Here is a 17,708-nt window from a genome sequence, read left to right on the forward strand (position 1 = left end):
TTAAAAACTGTCTGTTAGTATTTTATTTTCAGATTCTGCATTAAATACCGTTTCAAAAGTAGGTAAAAAAAGAGGAGAAGGTTCAGCATTTGTTAAATCTTTACTTGCAGTATCCATAGTTTTTATTACTTCACTTTCTTTGAAGTCTGTATCTTCTAGGAATATATTTTCATTTTCAAGCGTAAACAAGTCTTTGAAGTCAATATCAAACTCTGGGGTTTGAACTAAATGATAATTCTTATAAGAGATTTCATTTAATTTTTCTATTATTTCATCTATATTAATGTTTTCATAATCACCACTATTCTCAGTGCTATTATTACTGTTATTTCCTTCATCATCATTTTCATTTTCATTCTCTTCTTTTTGCTCATTATCTTCTAGAATGGGTTGTTTTATAATACTCTCTTCATCTCCGCCATTTTCTTCTTTAGACGTTGCAGTAACTTCGATTTTTTTAAGCTCTTCTTCACTTAACGGTTTTGTTGATACTATCGTTATTGCTTCATCAATGTATTTTGAGTTTTCATCTATTTGTAGAACATAATAACCATCAATTAATTCTAATTCATTTCCGTTTTCATCAAAAAGTTTTACTCCTTCTGGTAACGTTGAAGCGTCAATTTTTATTGAGTCAATACTCTCACTATCTATATCAGTGACTTTCGCAGTAATTTTCAATTCATATGAATAAGTATTGTATTCCTCAAAAAGTGTTTCATCTCCTATTACTGTTCCATCTGAGAATTTAATGGCTTCAAAACCTTCTAGGCTATTTTGAATATCATCTACATTATTAATATAATCATCATAGGTATAATTGTTTAATACAATACTGTCTTTACCACAGCCCCCAATAATATCAGCATTTATTTTGCCATTGACGACTAGGGAGTCATTTCCTTTTCCTAGGTTTAATGTTTTGTTGACATCTCCATTGATAAGTACATGGTCATCTCCACTGCCCATATCTATACGCCCATTGGAGTCACCTTTTATTTCTAAAAAATCATCTCCTTTTCCTAAATCTACAGAATTATTAACATTTCCTTCTATTAAAACATTGTCATTTCCATTGCCAAGATCAAGCTTACCATTACTGTCTCCACCTATGTGTAAAGAATCATTTCCCTCATTAAGAGTAATAGAAGAATTACTGTTTCCATTAATCTTAATACTGTCATCTCCTTTTCCTGCCGTAATTTTTTTATTGGCATCGTTATTGATTTCTAAAATATTATTCCCATGGCCTAAGTCAATCTTATCATTGGCATTATTTCCAATATAAATGACATCATCCCCATTTCCTGCGGTGATTTTTTTATTGGCATCATTTCCAATATCTAGTTTATTGTCTCCATTTCCTAAACTAATCTTTTGATTTGCATTATTTGTAATAATTATCTGATCATCAGCCCAAGAACATTTGATAGCTCTGTTTGAGTCCCCCCAATAAAAATGTGTAGGTTTTTTAATAAAATGATCTTCAAGTCCTTCAATGCCCTGCCATGTTATTGGTATTTCTTTAGGATTTTTATCAATAATTAAATCTAAAAGAGGAGCTTGTGCTTCTTTATCTGGAATGGGTTCTGGCTCAGGTTCTGGCTCAGGTTCAGGCTCTGGTTCAGGTTTTAAAACAGGAGAGAGTTTTTCTTCATCAAAAATACCATTTTTTGAATCTTCTTTTTCTGTCTCTATTTTAAGCGCTATTATTTCTTCCTCTACTTGTATTCTTGGATTTAAGATATTTTCATCAATCGCATTCTCTTCTAAAAATATATAGTCCAAAAAAGATGTATTAAAATCATAGGCTGTTGCTTTTGAAGATTCTAATAAATCAAGATAATGAATATAACTGCTGACCTCATAATCTAAAAAAGACAGACTAAAAGCATAACTTCCCTCTGCATTTGAAACATCGTCATTTTCTTGCAGGAGAAGAAGTGCATTTTTTATTTTTATAAACTTGGTTTCTTTATTGTAAATAATGATATCTGTTTCATTTAGGACTTTAAAATCCAGTTCTTTTACGAAAGAATTGATTTCAATGTGCGAAAATTCAGATGCATCCAGAATCAAAGATTCTTTGAATACTATAGTCTTTGTATCATTATTTTCTTGTGTTAGTAAAATTTCCATATCCAACCTTTAAAGCGATATTATGAAAATTATGTGTGGCTTTGGTGTTGGAATAAACGTTTTACTTGATATAATAAATAAAAAGATAATTTTGATGCATAAATTAAAACACTGTAGTATATTATATGTCGAAGACGATCCAATTACACAAGAGAATATTTCTTCTTATTTAAAAAGGCAATGTAAAACACTGTATTTAGCCAGCAATGGAAAAGAAGGTTATGACAGTTTTGTTAAAAATACTCCAGATATCGTAATAACAGATATTCAAATGCCAAAACTAAATGGTCTTGAAATGGCAAAAAAGATACGAAAAATATCTATAAAAACACAAATTATTATTACCTCTGCTTATTCACAAGAAGAGTATTTATTAAAAGCCATCAATTTACATCTGATTCAATATATAATAAAACCTCTAAGTATTATAAAAATAAAAGAAGCTTTACTTAGCTGTGAAAGTTATTTAGAAGAAAAACCCAAGGATAAAGTGTACTTATCTAAGGATCTTGTTTATAATACCCAAGAAAAAGAATTAAGTAAAATAAATCAAATCATTTCATTATCTAAAAAAGAAAGGGCTTTGTTAGAGCTTTTTATAAAAAACCATCCCTCTTCCCTCTCATATGAAAGCATTGAAAATGATGTATACGATTCCTGCTCTTCCAAAAATGCTATTAAATTATTAATAAAATCACTCAGAGAAAAAACCTCCAAAAATATAATCTCAAATGTTTCTGGTTTTGGTTATAAAATACATTTGGATAAAAATGAATAATATTTTAATTGGTTTTTATATAGGCTCTCTTTTTATGGTTATTTTATACAATTTTCAGTGGTATATTAGCAATAAAAAAATCGCTTATTTATATTACAGTTTTCTACAATTTTTTATGATTTTATTTATTTTACAAAAATATCAAATTATATTTTTAAATACTGCTTGTCTTATAATAACTGCCATACTGGCTATTGTATTTGCTCTTTTATTTTCAAAAGAATTTTTGGAATTAAAAACCTATTATAAAAACATATATACTTTTGTTAATATTATTATTTTTGTTATTGTAGGTATTACCATCATTTCTTTGTATTTTGAAAATTATGAAATATTCAGACAGGCTTATTCTATTTTATTTTTTCCTTTCATTCCTATCTCATATTTGATTTATAAAAAAGGCTTTAAACCTGCACTGTATTATGTTTTGGCATGGAGTGTTTTTGTTCTCAGTATTTTTGTAACAGATATAATCAAAATATTCAATATTATACATTTAGATAATTTTCCTTTTTTGTATATAGGAAACTTTTTGCAAGCCCTAATATTATCTTTTGCACTCTCGTATAAAACAAAAATTCTAATCAAAGAACAAAAACAGCAAGAACAAATATTAATTCATCAAAGCAGACTTGCATCAATGGGGGAAATGCTTAGTAATATTTCCCATCAGTACAGACAACCTTTAAATAGAATTGCTTCTTTTATTATGAATATGCAGCTCCATATTATGGATCATTATAAAAAAGAAGATTTTTTATTAGGCAAATTAGATGAAGCACAATTTCAACTGGAATATTTATCCCATACTATTGACGATTTTTCAAACTTTTATACAAAAGATAAAGAAAAACAAACCTTTTTGATTTCCACCGTCATTTCTCATTCCAATAAAATTATCAGTTCTTCTTTAGACTCATCGTATATCACGTTAAACATCAAAATACAGCAAGACTATACACTGTATTCTTATCCCAAAGAACTGGCCCAAGTACTTTTGAATATTCTTCAAAATGCAAAAGAAGCTTTAGTTGAAAATAAGATCAAAAATCCAACAATAGATATTCTATTGAAGAAAAATATTTTAAGTATCAAAGACAATGCAAAAGGAATAGATTTAAAGATTATAGATAAAATTTTTGATTCTTATGTCACAAGTAAAACAAAAAATAATGGAAATGGAATTGGTTTGTATATGAGTAAAATGATTTTAAATAAAAATTTCGCTGCCAATATTACTGCTAAAAACTCTAAAAATGGGGCCATTTTTATTATTACTTTTAATTAATATTAAAGTATTTGCTCTCTTAACAAATACTTTTTTATTTAAGAAAAATTGATACCTTGAGATAAAATCGTTTCATTTCCATAATTTATACTTGAACTTAATCTTCTCATATAGTTTTTCCAGGCATCACTTCCACTTTCTCTTCCTCCCCCTGTGTCTTTTTCTCCTCCAAAAGCTGCACCTATTTCTGCACCTGAGGTTCCCACATTTACATTAGCAAGCCCACAATCAGAACCAAAGATAGATGTAAAAAGTTCTGCTTCTTTTAAATCGTTTGTAAAAATAGAAGAAGATAAACCTTGATTTACTTCATTGTTCATTTCTATGGCTTCTTTTATGTTTTCAAAGTCCATTAAATATAAAATGGGTGCAAAGGTTTCATTTTGAACAATTAAGGCTTTGTGATTTATTTTAACCAAAGCTGGTTTTACATAATAAGAGTTTGTTTCTTCTTTTTTGAAGATTCGCTCACCTCCATATAGAATTTCACCTTTTTGTTGTTCGATTAAATGTAGGGCTTCTTGCATATTTTCATAGGATTTTTTATTAATTAATGGTCCCATAATGTTTTTTGCTTCAAAAGGATTTCCAATCTTTAAACTTTTATAAGCAGCTATTAGTTTTTCTTGGAAGACTTTTTTAATGCTTTTATGCACAAAGAGTCGTCGTAAAGAAGTACATCGTTGTCCTGCTGTTCCAATAGCAGAAAACACTACTGCTTTTAATGCCAGGTCTAAATCAGCACTCTTACATACGATTAGAGCATTGTTTCCACCCAGTTCAAAGAGGGATTTGCCCAGACGTTTTGCTATTATGGGTGCTATTTTTTTACCCATGGCTACTGAACCTGTTGCTGAGATTAACGAAGATTTTTTATTCTTTAGAATATTTTTGGAGGCTTTTCTTGAGGCTATGATTACAGCAAATATATCTTGGGGATAGTCTTTGAATTTTTTTAAGGCTTTTTGCACCAGTAAAAAACACGCAAGTGCACACAAGGGAGCTTGATTTGAGGGTTTCCACAAAATAGTATTACCACATACTAAAGCAAGCATTGCATTCCAAGCCCAAACTGCCATGGGAAAATTAAAAGCGGAAATAATACTTATGGTTCCTAAGGGATACCATTGTTCTATGATTTTATGTTTATATCGCTCAGAAGTAATACTTAAACCGTATAACTGTCTAGATAGTCCAATGGCGAAATCACAGATATCAATAAATTCTTGCACTTCCCCCAACGCTTCTTCATATATTTTCCCTGATTCTAACGTGATTAAATACGCCAGGTCTTTTTTATTTTTTATGGCTTGCGTTTTTATTTCACTTATTAATAACGCTCTTTTAGGAGCAGGTACTTTTCTCCATTGTTTAAAACTCTTATGCAATCTATCTAGGGTTTCATCTACATGATAGGCTTTTAGTTCTCTAAAGGAAGCTGTTTTTTCATTGTTAATAGGTGAGAAAACAGGTTTTTTAGTTCCTTTTGAATAGATATAATCCTTAGCTATTAAAACAGAAGGATAATATCCATCTTTTTTGATCTTAGTCAAACCTAAGTTTTTAAGAATATCCTTATTCATAATTAATCCTTTTCTAAAAATTCTTGGGCAAATCTATTGGATACAAAATCTTCTAAAGAAATATCTTCTTGTTTAATAAAAGACGCTTTTTTAAGTTTATTATTCACATAAAGATCTAAAACTGTACATAAAGAGAGGGCTGTTGTGATTTGAAGGGCACTTAGTTTATGAGAATAAAATGTTTCATTATAAATCTTTCTTACATCTGTTTTTTGTTGTAGAAGGGAATTTTTTTTACCAATTACGGTACAAAATATCAAAACCAGATCTTCTTTTGTAGTAGGAATGGCATATTCTAAGATATCTTTTAAGATTTTTCTTCTTTTATTTTTACCTAAGTATAAATCATTGATTAAAAAATCCATTAAAGCTTTATGACCTTTATAACGTATGGTTTTATAATTTAATTCTTTTACTTTATTTTCTAAGGTCTCACATAAGGTTCCAAGACCTCCTGAGGTATTAAACGCTTCATACTCAAGCCCATTTAAGGAAAACTTTTCCAGACCTTCTAGGGCTTGTGTAGAGACTAATTTTGAGTCTTTTATTGCGAAACATTCATTACAATATTCATTAATTAAACCCTCCGTAGACCAAGTAAGATTGTATAAGATTTTATTAGAAGGATTTAAAGGCAGAGCCCCTACTCTCATTTTAATACTGTAAACCTCATCAAATTGTTGATATAAAGAATAGGCTAAAATAGAGATAAAACCTGGGGCTAAACCACATTGAGGAATAAAAACTTGATTTTCCTTGGCTTTTTTGGCTATTTTTTTGATTGCCTGTGTGGTTTTCACATCTTCGGTAAAATCAAAATAATTGATTTTTGCTTTTAATGCAAGTTTGGCAATAAAGATATTTAAATAATAAGGTAAAGCAGAGATAACAGTATCATAATTTTCCAAGAGATTTTCATAAGACTTTTTGTCTTCTAAATCTCTTTTAAGAACAGTAATCTTTAAGTTTTTTTGAATTTTCTTTAGTGTTTTAGCTTTTCTTCCTAATACAGTAACGTCATAAGAATTAGATTTAGACAAAAATAAAGCCAAAGCAAAACCAATGTTTCCGGAACCTAAAATAATAACTTTATGCATATCTTCCTCCTTAGAATCTAGGAATATATACACTATATTATCATAATAAGATATTTGAAAAATTTTATTTAATCTTAATATAATCTTTAAAGTTTCCTTTTAGAGTATGTACAAGAGTCATTTTTATGCTTAAATAATTTTCTCTTTAAAGACTAATTTAAACATTGTTCCTTTGTCATTGCTGTAATTTAATTCTCCTTCTAATTGTAAAGTAGCAATTGAGTTTATTAATCGTAAACCTAAAGTAGAAGCATTTGAAATATTCATGCCTTTTTTCATTCCTTTCCCATTGTCTTTTATGATTAAAATATATTTATTGTTTTCTTTTTTAATTGAGATGCTTAATTCTGGATTTTCATTGTTTTTAAATGCATATTTATACGCATTTGTTATGATTTCATTTAAAATCAAACCACAAGGCATTGCTGTTTCTATGTTTATATAAATCTGTTCTATCTCAATATTAAGTTTTACGCTTTTTTTCATAGCATAAGTGATTGAAATATTCTCTACGAGATTTTGCACATATTCTTTAAAATCAATTAGGTTTAAATTAGTGGATTCATAGAGTTTTCTATGAAGAAGTTCCATTGTGTAAATTCGCTCTTGAATATCATTTAGTACTTTTTTTGAACTTTCATCTTTGATTTCTTCTTGTTGCAGTTTAATTAAACTTATCGTTAAAGACAGATTGTTTTTAACTCTGTGATGAATCTCTTTTAATAGGATTTCTTTTTCTTCTAAAGATCTTTTTAATTCTTTTGTTTTTTCTTCTACTTTACTGTCTAAGCTTTTAATACTGTTTTCAAAAGAATCAAGCATAGAATCAAAAATACTGGCTAAATTTCCTATATCGTCTTTTCCTTTTACCTGCGTACGTATTTTTCTATTGCCTAATTTTACTTCTTGTGCCGTGTGTGTAAGTATATTGATACTTTTAAATAAACGTTTGAATAAAACAAAACCAATAATTAAAGCCAGTAATAATGAAATAATAGAAGCGGGTAATATTTTTAAAAATGCAGAATCAATTTGACTTTTTAAGTCCTCTTTAAAAACTGTTTTCACAAGCATTAACATATAATTCTCATATTCACCTTTGTATACATCAATGACCCAAGAAAGCGCTTCTTTTCCATCCAAAAGATGAGAAATTGGCTCTTTATTGCTTGCATTAATAATATCTTTGGGACTTAGATTTCCTGTAAATATATTCTTAACATTGGACATATTACTTACAGTGTATTTATTTTTTCTTTTTTTCTCATCTTCTTCAAACAAGGGTTTATCATCATTCGCATATTTTGTATTTAACCAAAACAAATAGCTTTTTCCCTTATGTAAAGCAGAAGTAGTGCTAAAGGTATTTTGAACAAATTTTTTTATTCTTTGTTCAAAAATATCATGATTTTGATTAAACGCACTGTATTCACAAAAGATACTTAAGCGTGTAGTATCAACTTTTTGTGTATAAAAATGGTACTTTAGCATAGAACTATAACTTATATTGATCTCTTTGCTGGTATATTTTTCCCATAAACCATAGTCCTTAATTGTATGACGCTTATAAATATCTTCTTTTTTATTTACAAAAAGTTTTGAAGGTGTTTTAATTGCATAAGAACAATGTTTGCTGATTTCTAGTTTTTCAAACTCATTTTTAATATTAAGAAAAGATAATTTTTCTTCTTTTATTTTATTTATTAATGTTAATAAGTCAAGTTCAAATGCTTTTTTGGTGTATTTCACTTCTAATCGTGTTTGTACAGTTAAAGCAACACCTGCAAGTTTAATTTGTTCTTTTGTAATTAATAGAATCTTCTGTATTTCTTGAATACTGCTATTGTAGTCATCTTCTTGTATCTTAGGAATAATAAGTAGCGATAAAATACTGATTAAAAAAACAGTAACAAGTAAAAGAGATGCGGCAACTTTTGCATTAAAGGAATAATGTTTTTTAAGATCAAAATACCTAAACAAGGTTTTTTCTTATCTTGATTTTATATCCACGTTCATACATATTTTCAAAAATATCAATGCCTAGTTTTAATCTGAGTCTGTATAACAGTGTTCTAAATTTTCCTTTATTATAAGCGGCTTCTCCCCATATATAAGCATACAGTGTTTCAAAAGGAGTTATATCTCCTGGGTTTTTAGTAATAATATCGAAGAACTTATTTTCATTTGAAGTAAGCTCTATTTTATTGTCATTTTTATATAAAAATGACTTGGCTCTATCAAAGGTAAAACCTTCTTCTAAATATAAAATATTTTGATTCTTCTCTTCTTTGGCCTCTTTTGTTTTAAAAATATATTCATGTTTATGCATTGCCGTATTTATTGATGCTTTGAGTTCTTCATCTCTGTATGGTTTTACCAAATAAGCGTAAGGTTGACAAACCATGGCTTCTTTTAGCGTTTCATCATCAGCAAAAGAAGTTAGAAAAATAATAGGTATTTTATATTCTTCCCAAATAACATTAGCCGCATCAATACCTGTTTCTTTTTTATTTAAATTAATGTCCATTAATATAATATTGGGTTTTTTCTCTTTGGCATATGCTATTGCTTTGGGGGCTGATGTTGCAATAGCGCAAACATCAAAACCCATTTTTTGTAAACTTAGCTCTATTGCTAATGCTAAGATTATCTCATCTTCTACTATCAAGACATTAAGAGAATTGTCCCTATTCCCTACATTAATGTTATTTTTCAAAAAAATCCTTTTATTTTGCTCAGGGATAATGATACTAGGAATCAGTTTAAGATACAATTAGAGCCGATTTTTAGGGACATAAAGAAAGAACGTGATTATCTCGTGATTATATATGGATATGATTCTCAATATTAAAATCAAAAGGAAGAAAATGGAAAATAATAAATTGTTAATTTCTCTGTCTTTATGTACGTGGCTGGCATTAAATACAGTAGCAAATGAAACACAAAACTTAGGGGACGTAATTGTAAATGATACGGCCTTAGAAGCACAAATTAAAAGTATTACCTCTTCAAAATTAGAGAACTTACAAGCAAGTGATATTCAAGATATATTATCAAGTATGCCTGGGGTTAGTGTAAGTGGAAGTGCAAGATACTCTCAAAAAGTTTATTTAAGAGGATTAGAAGATAAAGCATCTAATATTACCATTGATGGTGCGAGTATTGGAGGAGAAATATTTCATCACATGGGATCTCAAACCATTGATGCTGAAACATTAAAAGTAGGTTCCATTGAAGTTGGACCTAACTCTGCACTTAGTGGACCTGGGGTAATTAATGGTTCTTTTTCTTATGAAACAAAAGATCCAAGTGATTATTTAGAAGAAGGTGAAATTTTTGGTGGAAAAATTTCTACTGGGTATCAAAGTGCCTATGGTAGAAAATCTATTGATTTAGCGCTATTTTCTAAAATAAATGACAAAGTAGAAGTAGTTGGAATTATAAATAAATCAGAAGATACCAGAATAGAAATTCCTGATTCTAAAGATGTTACCTCAAAACAAAGCGACTTTACCAGTGCTTTATTAAAAGTGGTATTTAAAGCAAATGATTACAATACCTTTAAATTATCTTATAACAAATATGAAGATGGCGGAAAGAGACAATTTGGTGCAGAAAAAGTGGGTGGGGATTTGGCCGATGTATCTGATCACTACAATGAAATTTCAAGAAACACTTTTACCTTAAGTCATATTTATTCTCCCGCAAGTGACATGATAAACCTAGAAACAAAAATTTATCACTCTTCTGAAGAATTATTGATGGCCGGACAAACAAACAAAGCAGCCTATTTACTTTGGCAAAAAAATGTAGTTCAAAATTCAACGGAACCTGAAACAAGATATGGAAATGAAACAAGTGGTATTGATATAAGAAATACTTCTATTATTAATACGCATAAAGTAAGCTATGGTCTGAGTTATGATAAAGAAGAACAAATTGTAGAAGCAGACGGTTTAGCTGTGTATACAAGTGGCGTAAATACAGGAAATACTGTTGATTTATCAGTTAAGGGAGGTATTTCAAAAGAATATGCAATCTACCTTGAAGATGAAATTGACTTAGATAGTTTAGTCCTTACTATTGGGGCAAGATACGATATTTATAAATTAGGGGGTATTTATTCTGGCGAACATAAACAACTTTCTCCAAAACTTAAAGCCAAGTATCAAGCCAGTGAAAACCTAAGTCTTAGACTTGGCTACGGTAGAATTTTTAAAGGTCCATTATTAAGTGAAACCTATTTGTTAAAATCTACTAGTACTCAAAATGATAATGCACAAGCACAAAGAGGTCATAACTATGAGGCAGGGTTTGATTATGATTTATCAAACGCTTTAAATACAAAAAATTCCATTTTTGGATTTACTCTGTATTCTTATAATGTAGATGGATATATGGATCCAAGTCATAATGCAGCCCTTAACAATCAAGAAGATATTAAGATGTGGGGAGTAGAGTCTGTATTTAGATATGAAACCCAAAACGTATCTTCAAGCATAAGTCATACCTATAATGCTGGAGAAGCAAAATCTTTAAGTACAGGAGCTGTTTATGAGCCAATGACAGCAAATATACATACAATAAAAATTGATACAGATTATAATTATTCTAAGAATCTTTCTTTTAATTACAATGCAGAATTTGTACGTGGAAATAAATTTGATTATTACTACAGCGATGCATATGATTATGAAGTAAAAAGATCTGGATATGCTGTTCATAACGTATCTACAACATACTCACCAGCTAGTATAAAAGGTATTAAAGTTAGTTTTGGAATAGATAACTTATTTAATACAAAATATTCAACACATACATCTTTTGGAACTAATTCTGGATATGCAAGTTCAGCATCCAATGAAACAGGAAGAAACTACAAAATTAAATTATCTTACAAATTCTAAATCTACTTACTTAAAAATAAGATTCCTAAAGGAATCTTATTTCCATATTAGAAGAAAAATTTACGTGCTTAAAAGGACAGCAATGATTTCTATAAAAGAGATGTATTATAATTTTATCACCCCAGAAAAATCTGGCAAAAAAATAGGTTGGTTTAGAACCTTTCTTGCTATTTTTGGTGCTTTGATTGTTGCTTATTTAGGAATGATGGTTCTTCTCTTTGTTTCTCCTGGTTCATTTTTGGACTTAGTTGTTGTATTTGTATTATTTTACACTTTTGTTTGGGCCTGTTCCGCTTTATGGATAGTTTTAGCGCCGAGTAAACTAAGTGCCTTACTTCGTGTGATAATACCTATATTTATATTTTCACTTTTTTTATCACAAATGGGCTAAAGATGTTAGAACCAACATTAAAACTATTTAAACAACGCCTTTTAAGAGCACATACCAGTCTGGGAATTTTTCTTTCTTTATTTATGTACGTCTGCTTATTTTTTGGAATATTTGCCATTTTTCTTCCTTTCATTCAAGTCTGGGAAAAACCCTCTAGACATTTTGAGGTCAACAATACTAAAGAAATTAACTATTCATCTATTATTGATGCTGTTATTTCTAAGCCCGATTTTCCAAAGAATAATATAAAAGTTAAATTACCAGGCTATAAAAATGATCCTGCGTTAAGAATTAGCCATCAATTTATTGAAGAAGAGGTGTATAATCCAAGTACAGGTATAAAACAAGAGAATGAAAACAGACAATCAAAACTCGCATTCTTTTTAAATCAAATGCATTATGGACAATTTTTTTCTATTTTTGGACGTTTGCTTTTTGGTTTTGTAGCTGTCGGAGTCATGTTTTTAATTGTCGGAGGACTTCTTCTTTTAGTTTATATTAAATTTCAAAAAAATGGTAAAAATCAAAAATCTACTTTTTCAAAACTTCATCGTAATCTTTTTATTCTTACATGTATTCCACTTTTCCTTATTACTTTAACAGGGGCTTTAATGAATGTAGGATTTAAAGGGGCAGCACCACTTGCAAGTTATATAAGCAAGGGCGAAAAAAACAATGTTTTTGCTCTGGTGCGTCCTGTTTTAATGCCAAAAGAAAAAAGCGTAAAAAGAGAAAATATAAACGCAGAAATGCTTAGTATCAAAGTTCTTTTAAAAAAAGCAAAAAAAATAAATCCCCAATTAAATATAGAAGAACTAAAACTAATCAACTGGAAAGATAAAACAGCAAAAATAGAGTTTGTAGGATATAACCCTTATAAACCTTTTTTGAATGGAATTTATAACAGACCAAAAATAATCTTAAGTGCCGTAGATGCATCGCTTATTAAAAACATTCGAGTCCTAGATAGGTCATGGAGTGTTTTACTTACAGATTCTTTGTATTTCCTGCACTTACTTTATGGAGTGGATATATTTACAAAAGTTTTTGTTTCTTTTTTGATGTTGTTATCTTGTTTTGCTATTGCTTTTGGAGTTATGCATTACTTAGAAAAACAAGCCAAAATATTTGATGAAAAGATTCCTTTTTATCATGGTCTAGGAAAGTTTTCTTTGGCTTTAATGATAGGAGTTCTTCCTGCAACTGCCTTGTTATTTAATCTTCAGTGGCTTTTACCTTTTGATATGAACAATAGAATTTTTGTGCAACAAGCTCTTTTTTTTAATCTGTGGTTAGCAACACTTACTTGGTCTTTTTATCGTTTAAGTTCCTATAAAGCAGCTAAAGAGTTTTTATATTTAGCCGGAATTTTATTTATATTAGCTCCCCTTGTTCACTTTAGCTCTTCTGGTTTTTCTGCTTGGGATTTATATGAAAAAAACATGATAAGTATTCTAAGTGTAGATATTGTTTTAACCTTAGTAGGACTTATACTTCTTTTTATTTCTTATAAACTTCCTAAAACAAGAAAAGAAAGCCAATACTTTTGGAATAAAAAACACCAAGGATTATCAAATGAACCCTAAACATATATTAATTTTTTTATTAGTCTTTAGCGCTAACCTTTATGCTCATACCTTATTGTTAAATGTATTTCTTAATGATGATAATACGATTAGCATTGAAGGTGCTTTTAGTACAGGTCAAAAAGCGCAAGGTGCATTAATCACATTAGAAGCACTTAGTGATGGAAAAATACTGTATAAAAAAAGACTCCCAGAAATAAGTGAACTAAGAGTTAAGATTCCAGATGAACCTTATCAAGTTGTACTTGATGCGGGTTCGGGGCATCGTATAATAAAAGCAGGTATCGAAGCAAAAACAGGTTTTAAAAATAAAGGGGTGCGAAATAAAATAGCTCCACAAACAAAAGAAAAAAACAATGCCGTTCTAATAACAAATATACAAATACAAGTAGCTTTTGCTTTTGCTTTTTTTCTTATCATTCTATCTATTATTTTATCTTCTAGGAATACAAATAAACTCATTAAAGAACTGCAAAACGTTAAATAACTACAATATAAGGACGAATAGTCCTTATCTTTTACTTATTTAGCATTTTATAATCTAATTTATACTATTCTTTTAGGGACGGTTAGTCTATCAAGGAAAAATAATGGCGCCAAAGCTTGTAAATAAAGACAAAAGAAGAGAAGAATTAGGCCTTATGGTTTATGATTCTATTATAAAAATGGGTATCAAGAGTTTTTCTATTGATGCTTTTATAAAAGAACATAAAATGGGAAAAAGCTCGTTTTATAATTATTTTTCTTCCAAAGATGAAGCAATTTATTATGTTTTATTATTAATAACACAAGAATACATTCAAGAATGTAGAAACAAATTGGATTTATCGCTGGGATATGAAAAAAATTTATATCTTGTTTTTGACACTTATATTAATACAAATGAAAAACGCTCAAATAACTTGAGTTTGTACAAAGAATATTTTGTAATTTATCAAAACTTTAACAACAAAAATATAGGCAATTTAAATAAGTATTATTTTACTAATCTTCAGTTAATCATAAAAGAAATAATAGAAGATGCAATCAGTAAAAAACAACTGAAAAAAGAAGCCTTGGAATTCTCTGAATCTTTACTTATGACAGCGGATGGAATGATGTTTTATTCTTTCACTGTTAAAGATTTTGATTTGGCATCTAATATAAAAAAACACATTAATAATTTTATTAAACTATTAGGAAATGAATGAAACATATACATAAAATACTAAAATACAAAAGCAGCGAATCTATTTTTTTAACGCTTCTTTTTACCCTGCCCTTATTTACACTTCTGCCTCTTGGGGTGGATTTATTTTTGCCTGCACTTAATGACATACATGACTATTTTAATAAAGACGATATAGAAAAATACGCCATTAGTATTTATCTATTATTTTGGGGTCTGGGGCAATTATTTTGGGGAAAAATTGCAGATATTATAGGACGAAGAAAAGTAGCGCTTTTAGGATTGTTTTTTTTCACTCTTTTTGCGTATTTAATTTCTACCGTTAATAAAGAAGATGCGGATTTATTTTTACTGTACAGAGCGTTACAAAGTTTTGGAGGATCTGCATGTTTTACAGCAGTTTTTGCCATTATAAGAGATACTTTTGATGGTATTAAACTTACAAAAGCCTACAGTTATTTGAATGGATTTTTAGCCATTATTCCTATTTCTGCACCTTTAATTGGGGCATTTTTACTGCAAAATAATGACTGGCAATATTTATTTATGGTTTTTACCTATGTAGGATTATTGAGTATTTTATGGATTTATGTCTTAAGCGCAGAAACCCTTGTAAAAACAAAAAAAGATAAAATTTTAAATAAAGAAGGTTTTTTTGAATCCTATGCAAATATATTAAAAAATGAAAACTTTTTTGTTTATCTTTTTTTATCTATTATCGGATTTTTGGGAATTATGTTTTATATAACCGTTGCACCTTTATATTTAATAGGACATTTAAATATAAGCAAAATAGATTTTGGTTTTATGTTTATGTCAATTGCTTGTATTTTTATGATTGGAAGTTTTTCTGTACCTATTTTTGTGGAAAAATTTGGACTTAAAAAAACCCTTAGTTTTGCTGTTCTTGCTTATTTTATAGGAGGAAGTTTAGGGGTAATAATAAGCTTTTATGATACCTGGGAAAGTTTTCTTATTCCAATGGCTTTTAATGCTATGGGTTGTACTATCTTTCTTAGCGCTTGTCCTGCTTATGCATTAAAAGATTTCAAAATAAATGCAGGGCAAGCTGCTGGTTTATTTTCTGCTTTGAACTTTACTATTTCATCATTAAGTGCTAGTTATTTAGCAAGTAGCCTGGATCTAAACTCTTCGAAAGCTTTTTCCTTTGTTTTTGCAGGTTTAGCGCTTATTGTACTTTTTGCGTATGTATTGTTCAAAAGAAGAAAAAAGATGTTTATCAAATCTTAATAAACATCTTTATTCTTTAGTACTGTTTTTTTCTTCTTCATTTACATGTGATTTTCTAACCTTAAGGCCAAAAAACATTTGGAAAGTAATTAGAGTAAAAACATATAAGAAAAAACCAAAGATAAAAATAATGACGGCAGATAATTGCAGAGCTTCAAAAAAAGTATGATTGTTTTGCATGGCAGATGAGATTGTTAAATATGCTATTGGGAGAAAAGCAATAAGTATAACTAAGATATGTTTTGTTTTATTGCTCATTCTTACTCACTTGTTTTTGTTTTTGCAAGTATATCTTCTTTTAATATATAGCCTTATTAAAAAAATGTAGTTTAATTTTATCTTTTAAGTAAGTACATTTTTAGCTAAAATATATAAAGAAAGGTAGATATCATGAAATATGCAATAATTATTTTCTTCATAATTATTTTGTATGCTATTTTATCTGATAACATGGGAGGCGCACGAGAAGCAGCTTCTAATTATAATAAACTGCTGCAAAGTGCTCCTACTTCTCAAAGTATAAAAAAATAAAACAGCCTATAAAAAGTAAGAATCTTTATTTTTTGAATATACTATTCTAATAAAAGTTCGGTATCAAAACCCGCATCTATACATGTTTGTTTTGTAATATCATAATTAACATGATCTTCATCTACAAAGTTTTTAGAAATCACATAATGCACTTCTATTCCTTTATTGAACATGGCTCTAAAAGCAGTATCAGAACAAATACTTTTTATCAATAAATGTTCTTCTTTTTGCACTTGTTCAAAATTTGAAATAACTCCCGTAAAATACATGTCAGAGCCTTTTGAATAGGCTTTTTGCATATCGAGTTTTAGTGTACCTTGTTTGTACTTAGCAGGTAAAGTTCGTGCTATTTTTTTTGTAAACATATCAGCTACTGTTTCATTAGGAATGTTTTTAATTTCTGCTTCATAATCTTTTTGTTTGTTTCCACAAGCAGTTAAAAGTAAGCCTAAGAATAAAGACAATAATAGTATTTTTAATTTCACGCAAGCGCTCCTTTATTTTATAAACGCATTGTATCTAAGTAATATTTAAGAGCAGAAGTATTTTATTAATATCAAATCTAACTTAAAGTAAATTATTATAGTGTCAAATTAAAAAAACTTGAATTATTAAGTTTTTTCTAGTACAATAATGAATATATTTTAAGGACCTACTATGCAAAAAATTTCTAATATTCTAATGAATTCATATTTGTTATATGCTATTTTATTAGCCATTATATTTGGAACCGCGGGAGATTTAAATTTAACGATTATTCGTTCTGCTTCAATTGTTACCCTCATTTGTTACGCGCTTATTTCACAATATAACCTAACAATGTCAAAGAAAAACGTTATCAATAATGATGCGTCAAACTTTTATATAACAGGAGAATCTACAAAAATTGAATACATTATTATTACATGTATTTATTTAAGTGCAATTTATGCTTTACTTAAAGTCACTGTCTTAAGTTAAAAGAAACAAAGAAGATTTTATATTCTTTG

General features: G+C 28.8%; 17 protein-coding genes. 10 read left to right on the forward strand and 7 right to left on the reverse strand.

Going from position 1 to position 17,708, the window contains the following annotated elements:
- Window positions 1-2,139 carry a hypothetical protein gene (locus HRT41_00650; protein ID NQY22516.1) on the reverse strand — a complete coding sequence of 713 codons (2,139 nt, stop codon included), beginning with the start codon at window positions 2,137-2,139 and terminating at the stop codon, window positions 1-3.
- Between the two features lie 22 nt (window positions 2,140-2,161).
- Between HRT41_00650 and HRT41_00655 the strand changes: the two genes are divergently transcribed.
- Entirely contained in the window at window positions 2,162-2,917 is a 756-nt protein-coding gene (locus HRT41_00655) for a response regulator transcription factor (protein NQY22517.1), read from the forward strand.
- On the forward strand, window positions 2,910-4,205 hold the full coding sequence (locus HRT41_00660; GenBank protein NQY22518.1) for a sensor histidine kinase: 1,296 nt from the start codon (window positions 2,910-2,912) through the stop codon (window positions 4,203-4,205). Before HRT41_00655 ends, HRT41_00660 begins: the two co-directional genes overlap by 8 nt.
- A 38-nt stretch (window positions 4,206-4,243) precedes the next feature.
- Here the strand turns inward: HRT41_00660 and HRT41_00665 are convergent, their stop codons facing one another.
- The 4 genes from HRT41_00665 to HRT41_00680 all read right to left on the reverse strand — a co-directional run bounded on the left by HRT41_00665 (window position 4,244) and on the right by HRT41_00680 (window position 9,601).
- The gene (locus tag HRT41_00665) at window positions 4,244-5,788 is read right to left on the reverse strand and encodes an aldehyde dehydrogenase family protein (GenBank protein ID NQY22519.1); all 1,545 of its coding nucleotides are present in this window, start codon (window positions 5,786-5,788) and stop codon (window positions 4,244-4,246) included.
- Between the two features lie 2 nt (window positions 5,789-5,790).
- Window positions 5,791-6,885 carry a saccharopine dehydrogenase NADP-binding domain-containing protein gene (locus HRT41_00670; protein NQY22520.1) on the reverse strand — a complete coding sequence of 365 codons (1,095 nt, stop codon included), beginning with the start codon at window positions 6,883-6,885 and terminating at the stop codon, window positions 5,791-5,793.
- A gap of 129 nt (window positions 6,886-7,014) precedes the next feature.
- Entirely contained in the window at window positions 7,015-8,865 is a 1,851-nt protein-coding gene (locus HRT41_00675) for a histidine kinase (GenBank protein NQY22521.1), read from the reverse strand.
- Window positions 8,858-9,601 carry a response regulator gene (locus tag HRT41_00680; GenBank protein NQY22522.1) on the reverse strand — a complete coding sequence of 248 codons (744 nt, stop codon included), beginning with the start codon at window positions 9,599-9,601 and terminating at the stop codon, window positions 8,858-8,860. Before HRT41_00680 ends, HRT41_00675 begins: the two co-directional genes overlap by 8 nt.
- A 151-nt stretch (window positions 9,602-9,752) precedes the next feature.
- On the opposite strand from HRT41_00680, the gene HRT41_00685 reads away from it, so the two are divergent.
- The 6 genes from HRT41_00685 to HRT41_00710 all read left to right on the forward strand — a co-directional run bounded on the left by HRT41_00685 (window position 9,753) and on the right by HRT41_00710 (window position 16,188).
- A complete protein-coding gene (locus tag HRT41_00685; GenBank protein NQY22523.1) occupies window positions 9,753-11,792 on the forward strand; it encodes a TonB-dependent receptor in 2,040 nt (679 codons plus the stop codon).
- Window positions 11,793-11,883: 91 nt separating this feature from the next.
- Window positions 11,884-12,183, forward strand: a complete 300-nt coding sequence (locus HRT41_00690; protein ID NQY22524.1) for a hypothetical protein — start codon at window positions 11,884-11,886, stop codon at window positions 12,181-12,183.
- Between the two features lie 2 nt (window positions 12,184-12,185).
- A complete protein-coding gene (locus HRT41_00695; GenBank protein ID NQY22525.1) occupies window positions 12,186-13,769 on the forward strand; it encodes a PepSY domain-containing protein in 1,584 nt (527 codons plus the stop codon).
- A complete protein-coding gene (locus HRT41_00700; GenBank protein NQY22526.1) occupies window positions 13,759-14,256 on the forward strand; it encodes a hypothetical protein in 498 nt (165 codons plus the stop codon). Before HRT41_00695 ends, HRT41_00700 begins: the two co-directional genes overlap by 11 nt.
- Window positions 14,257-14,359: 103 nt before the next feature.
- On the forward strand, window positions 14,360-14,959 hold the full coding sequence (locus HRT41_00705; GenBank protein ID NQY22527.1) for a TetR/AcrR family transcriptional regulator: 600 nt from the start codon (window positions 14,360-14,362) through the stop codon (window positions 14,957-14,959).
- Window positions 14,956-16,188, forward strand: a complete 1,233-nt coding sequence (locus tag HRT41_00710) for a Bcr/CflA family efflux MFS transporter (protein ID NQY22528.1) — start codon at window positions 14,956-14,958, stop codon at window positions 16,186-16,188. The genes HRT41_00705 and HRT41_00710 overlap by 4 nt, the downstream gene beginning before the upstream one ends.
- Before the next feature lie 9 nt (window positions 16,189-16,197).
- Here HRT41_00710 and HRT41_00715 read toward each other — a convergent pair whose 3' ends face one another.
- Window positions 16,198-16,446: a hypothetical protein gene (locus HRT41_00715; protein ID NQY22529.1), complete on the reverse strand. Its 249-nt coding sequence runs from the start codon at window positions 16,444-16,446 to the stop codon at window positions 16,198-16,200.
- Between the two features lie 132 nt (window positions 16,447-16,578).
- On the opposite strand from HRT41_00715, the gene HRT41_00720 reads away from it, so the two are divergent.
- Window positions 16,579-16,719 carry a hypothetical protein gene (locus HRT41_00720; protein ID NQY22530.1) on the forward strand — a complete coding sequence of 47 codons (141 nt, stop codon included), beginning with the start codon at window positions 16,579-16,581 and terminating at the stop codon, window positions 16,717-16,719.
- A 41-nt stretch (window positions 16,720-16,760) separates the two neighbouring features.
- On the opposite strand, the gene HRT41_00725 is transcribed toward HRT41_00720, so the two are convergent.
- Entirely contained in the window at window positions 16,761-17,204 is a 444-nt protein-coding gene (locus tag HRT41_00725) for a hypothetical protein (GenBank protein NQY22531.1), read from the reverse strand.
- 172 nt (window positions 17,205-17,376) lie between these two features.
- Here HRT41_00725 and HRT41_00730 point away from each other — a divergent pair, with 172 nt between their 5' ends.
- Window positions 17,377-17,679, forward strand: coding sequence for a hypothetical protein (locus HRT41_00730; GenBank protein ID NQY22532.1), 303 nt, complete (start codon window positions 17,377-17,379; stop codon window positions 17,677-17,679).
- Window positions 17,680-17,708 lie beyond the last annotated feature (29 nt).

The organism is Campylobacteraceae bacterium (assembly GCA_013215945.1).
Classification (GTDB): Bacteria; Campylobacterota; Campylobacteria; order Campylobacterales; family Arcobacteraceae; genus NORP36.

Coding starts and splice junctions, on each gene's coding strand:
- HRT41_00660 (NQY22518.1), top strand. CDS start 2,910: ATGAATAATATTTTAATTGGTTTTTATATAGGCTCTCTTTTTATGGTT.
- HRT41_00695 (NQY22525.1), top strand. CDS start 12,186: ATGTTAGAACCAACATTAAAACTATTTAAACAACGCCTTTTAAGAGCA.
- HRT41_00665 (NQY22519.1), bottom strand. CDS start 5,788: ATGAATAAGGATATTCTTAAAAACTTAGGTTTGACTAAGATCAAAAAA.
- HRT41_00715 (NQY22529.1), bottom strand. CDS start 16,446: ATGAGCAATAAAACAAAACATATCTTAGTTATACTTATTGCTTTTCTC.
- HRT41_00655 (NQY22517.1), top strand. CDS start 2,162: ATGAAAATTATGTGTGGCTTTGGTGTTGGAATAAACGTTTTACTTGAT.
- HRT41_00650 (NQY22516.1), bottom strand. CDS start 2,139: ATGGAAATTTTACTAACACAAGAAAATAATGATACAAAGACTATAGTA.
- HRT41_00720 (NQY22530.1), top strand. CDS start 16,579: ATGAAATATGCAATAATTATTTTCTTCATAATTATTTTGTATGCTATT.
- HRT41_00700 (NQY22526.1), top strand. CDS start 13,759: ATGAACCCTAAACATATATTAATTTTTTTATTAGTCTTTAGCGCTAAC.
- HRT41_00730 (NQY22532.1), top strand. CDS start 17,377: ATGCAAAAAATTTCTAATATTCTAATGAATTCATATTTGTTATATGCT.
- HRT41_00705 (NQY22527.1), top strand. CDS start 14,360: ATGGCGCCAAAGCTTGTAAATAAAGACAAAAGAAGAGAAGAATTAGGC.
- HRT41_00710 (NQY22528.1), top strand. CDS start 14,956: ATGAAACATATACATAAAATACTAAAATACAAAAGCAGCGAATCTATT.
- HRT41_00685 (NQY22523.1), top strand. CDS start 9,753: ATGGAAAATAATAAATTGTTAATTTCTCTGTCTTTATGTACGTGGCTG.
- HRT41_00670 (NQY22520.1), bottom strand. CDS start 6,885: ATGCATAAAGTTATTATTTTAGGTTCCGGAAACATTGGTTTTGCTTTG.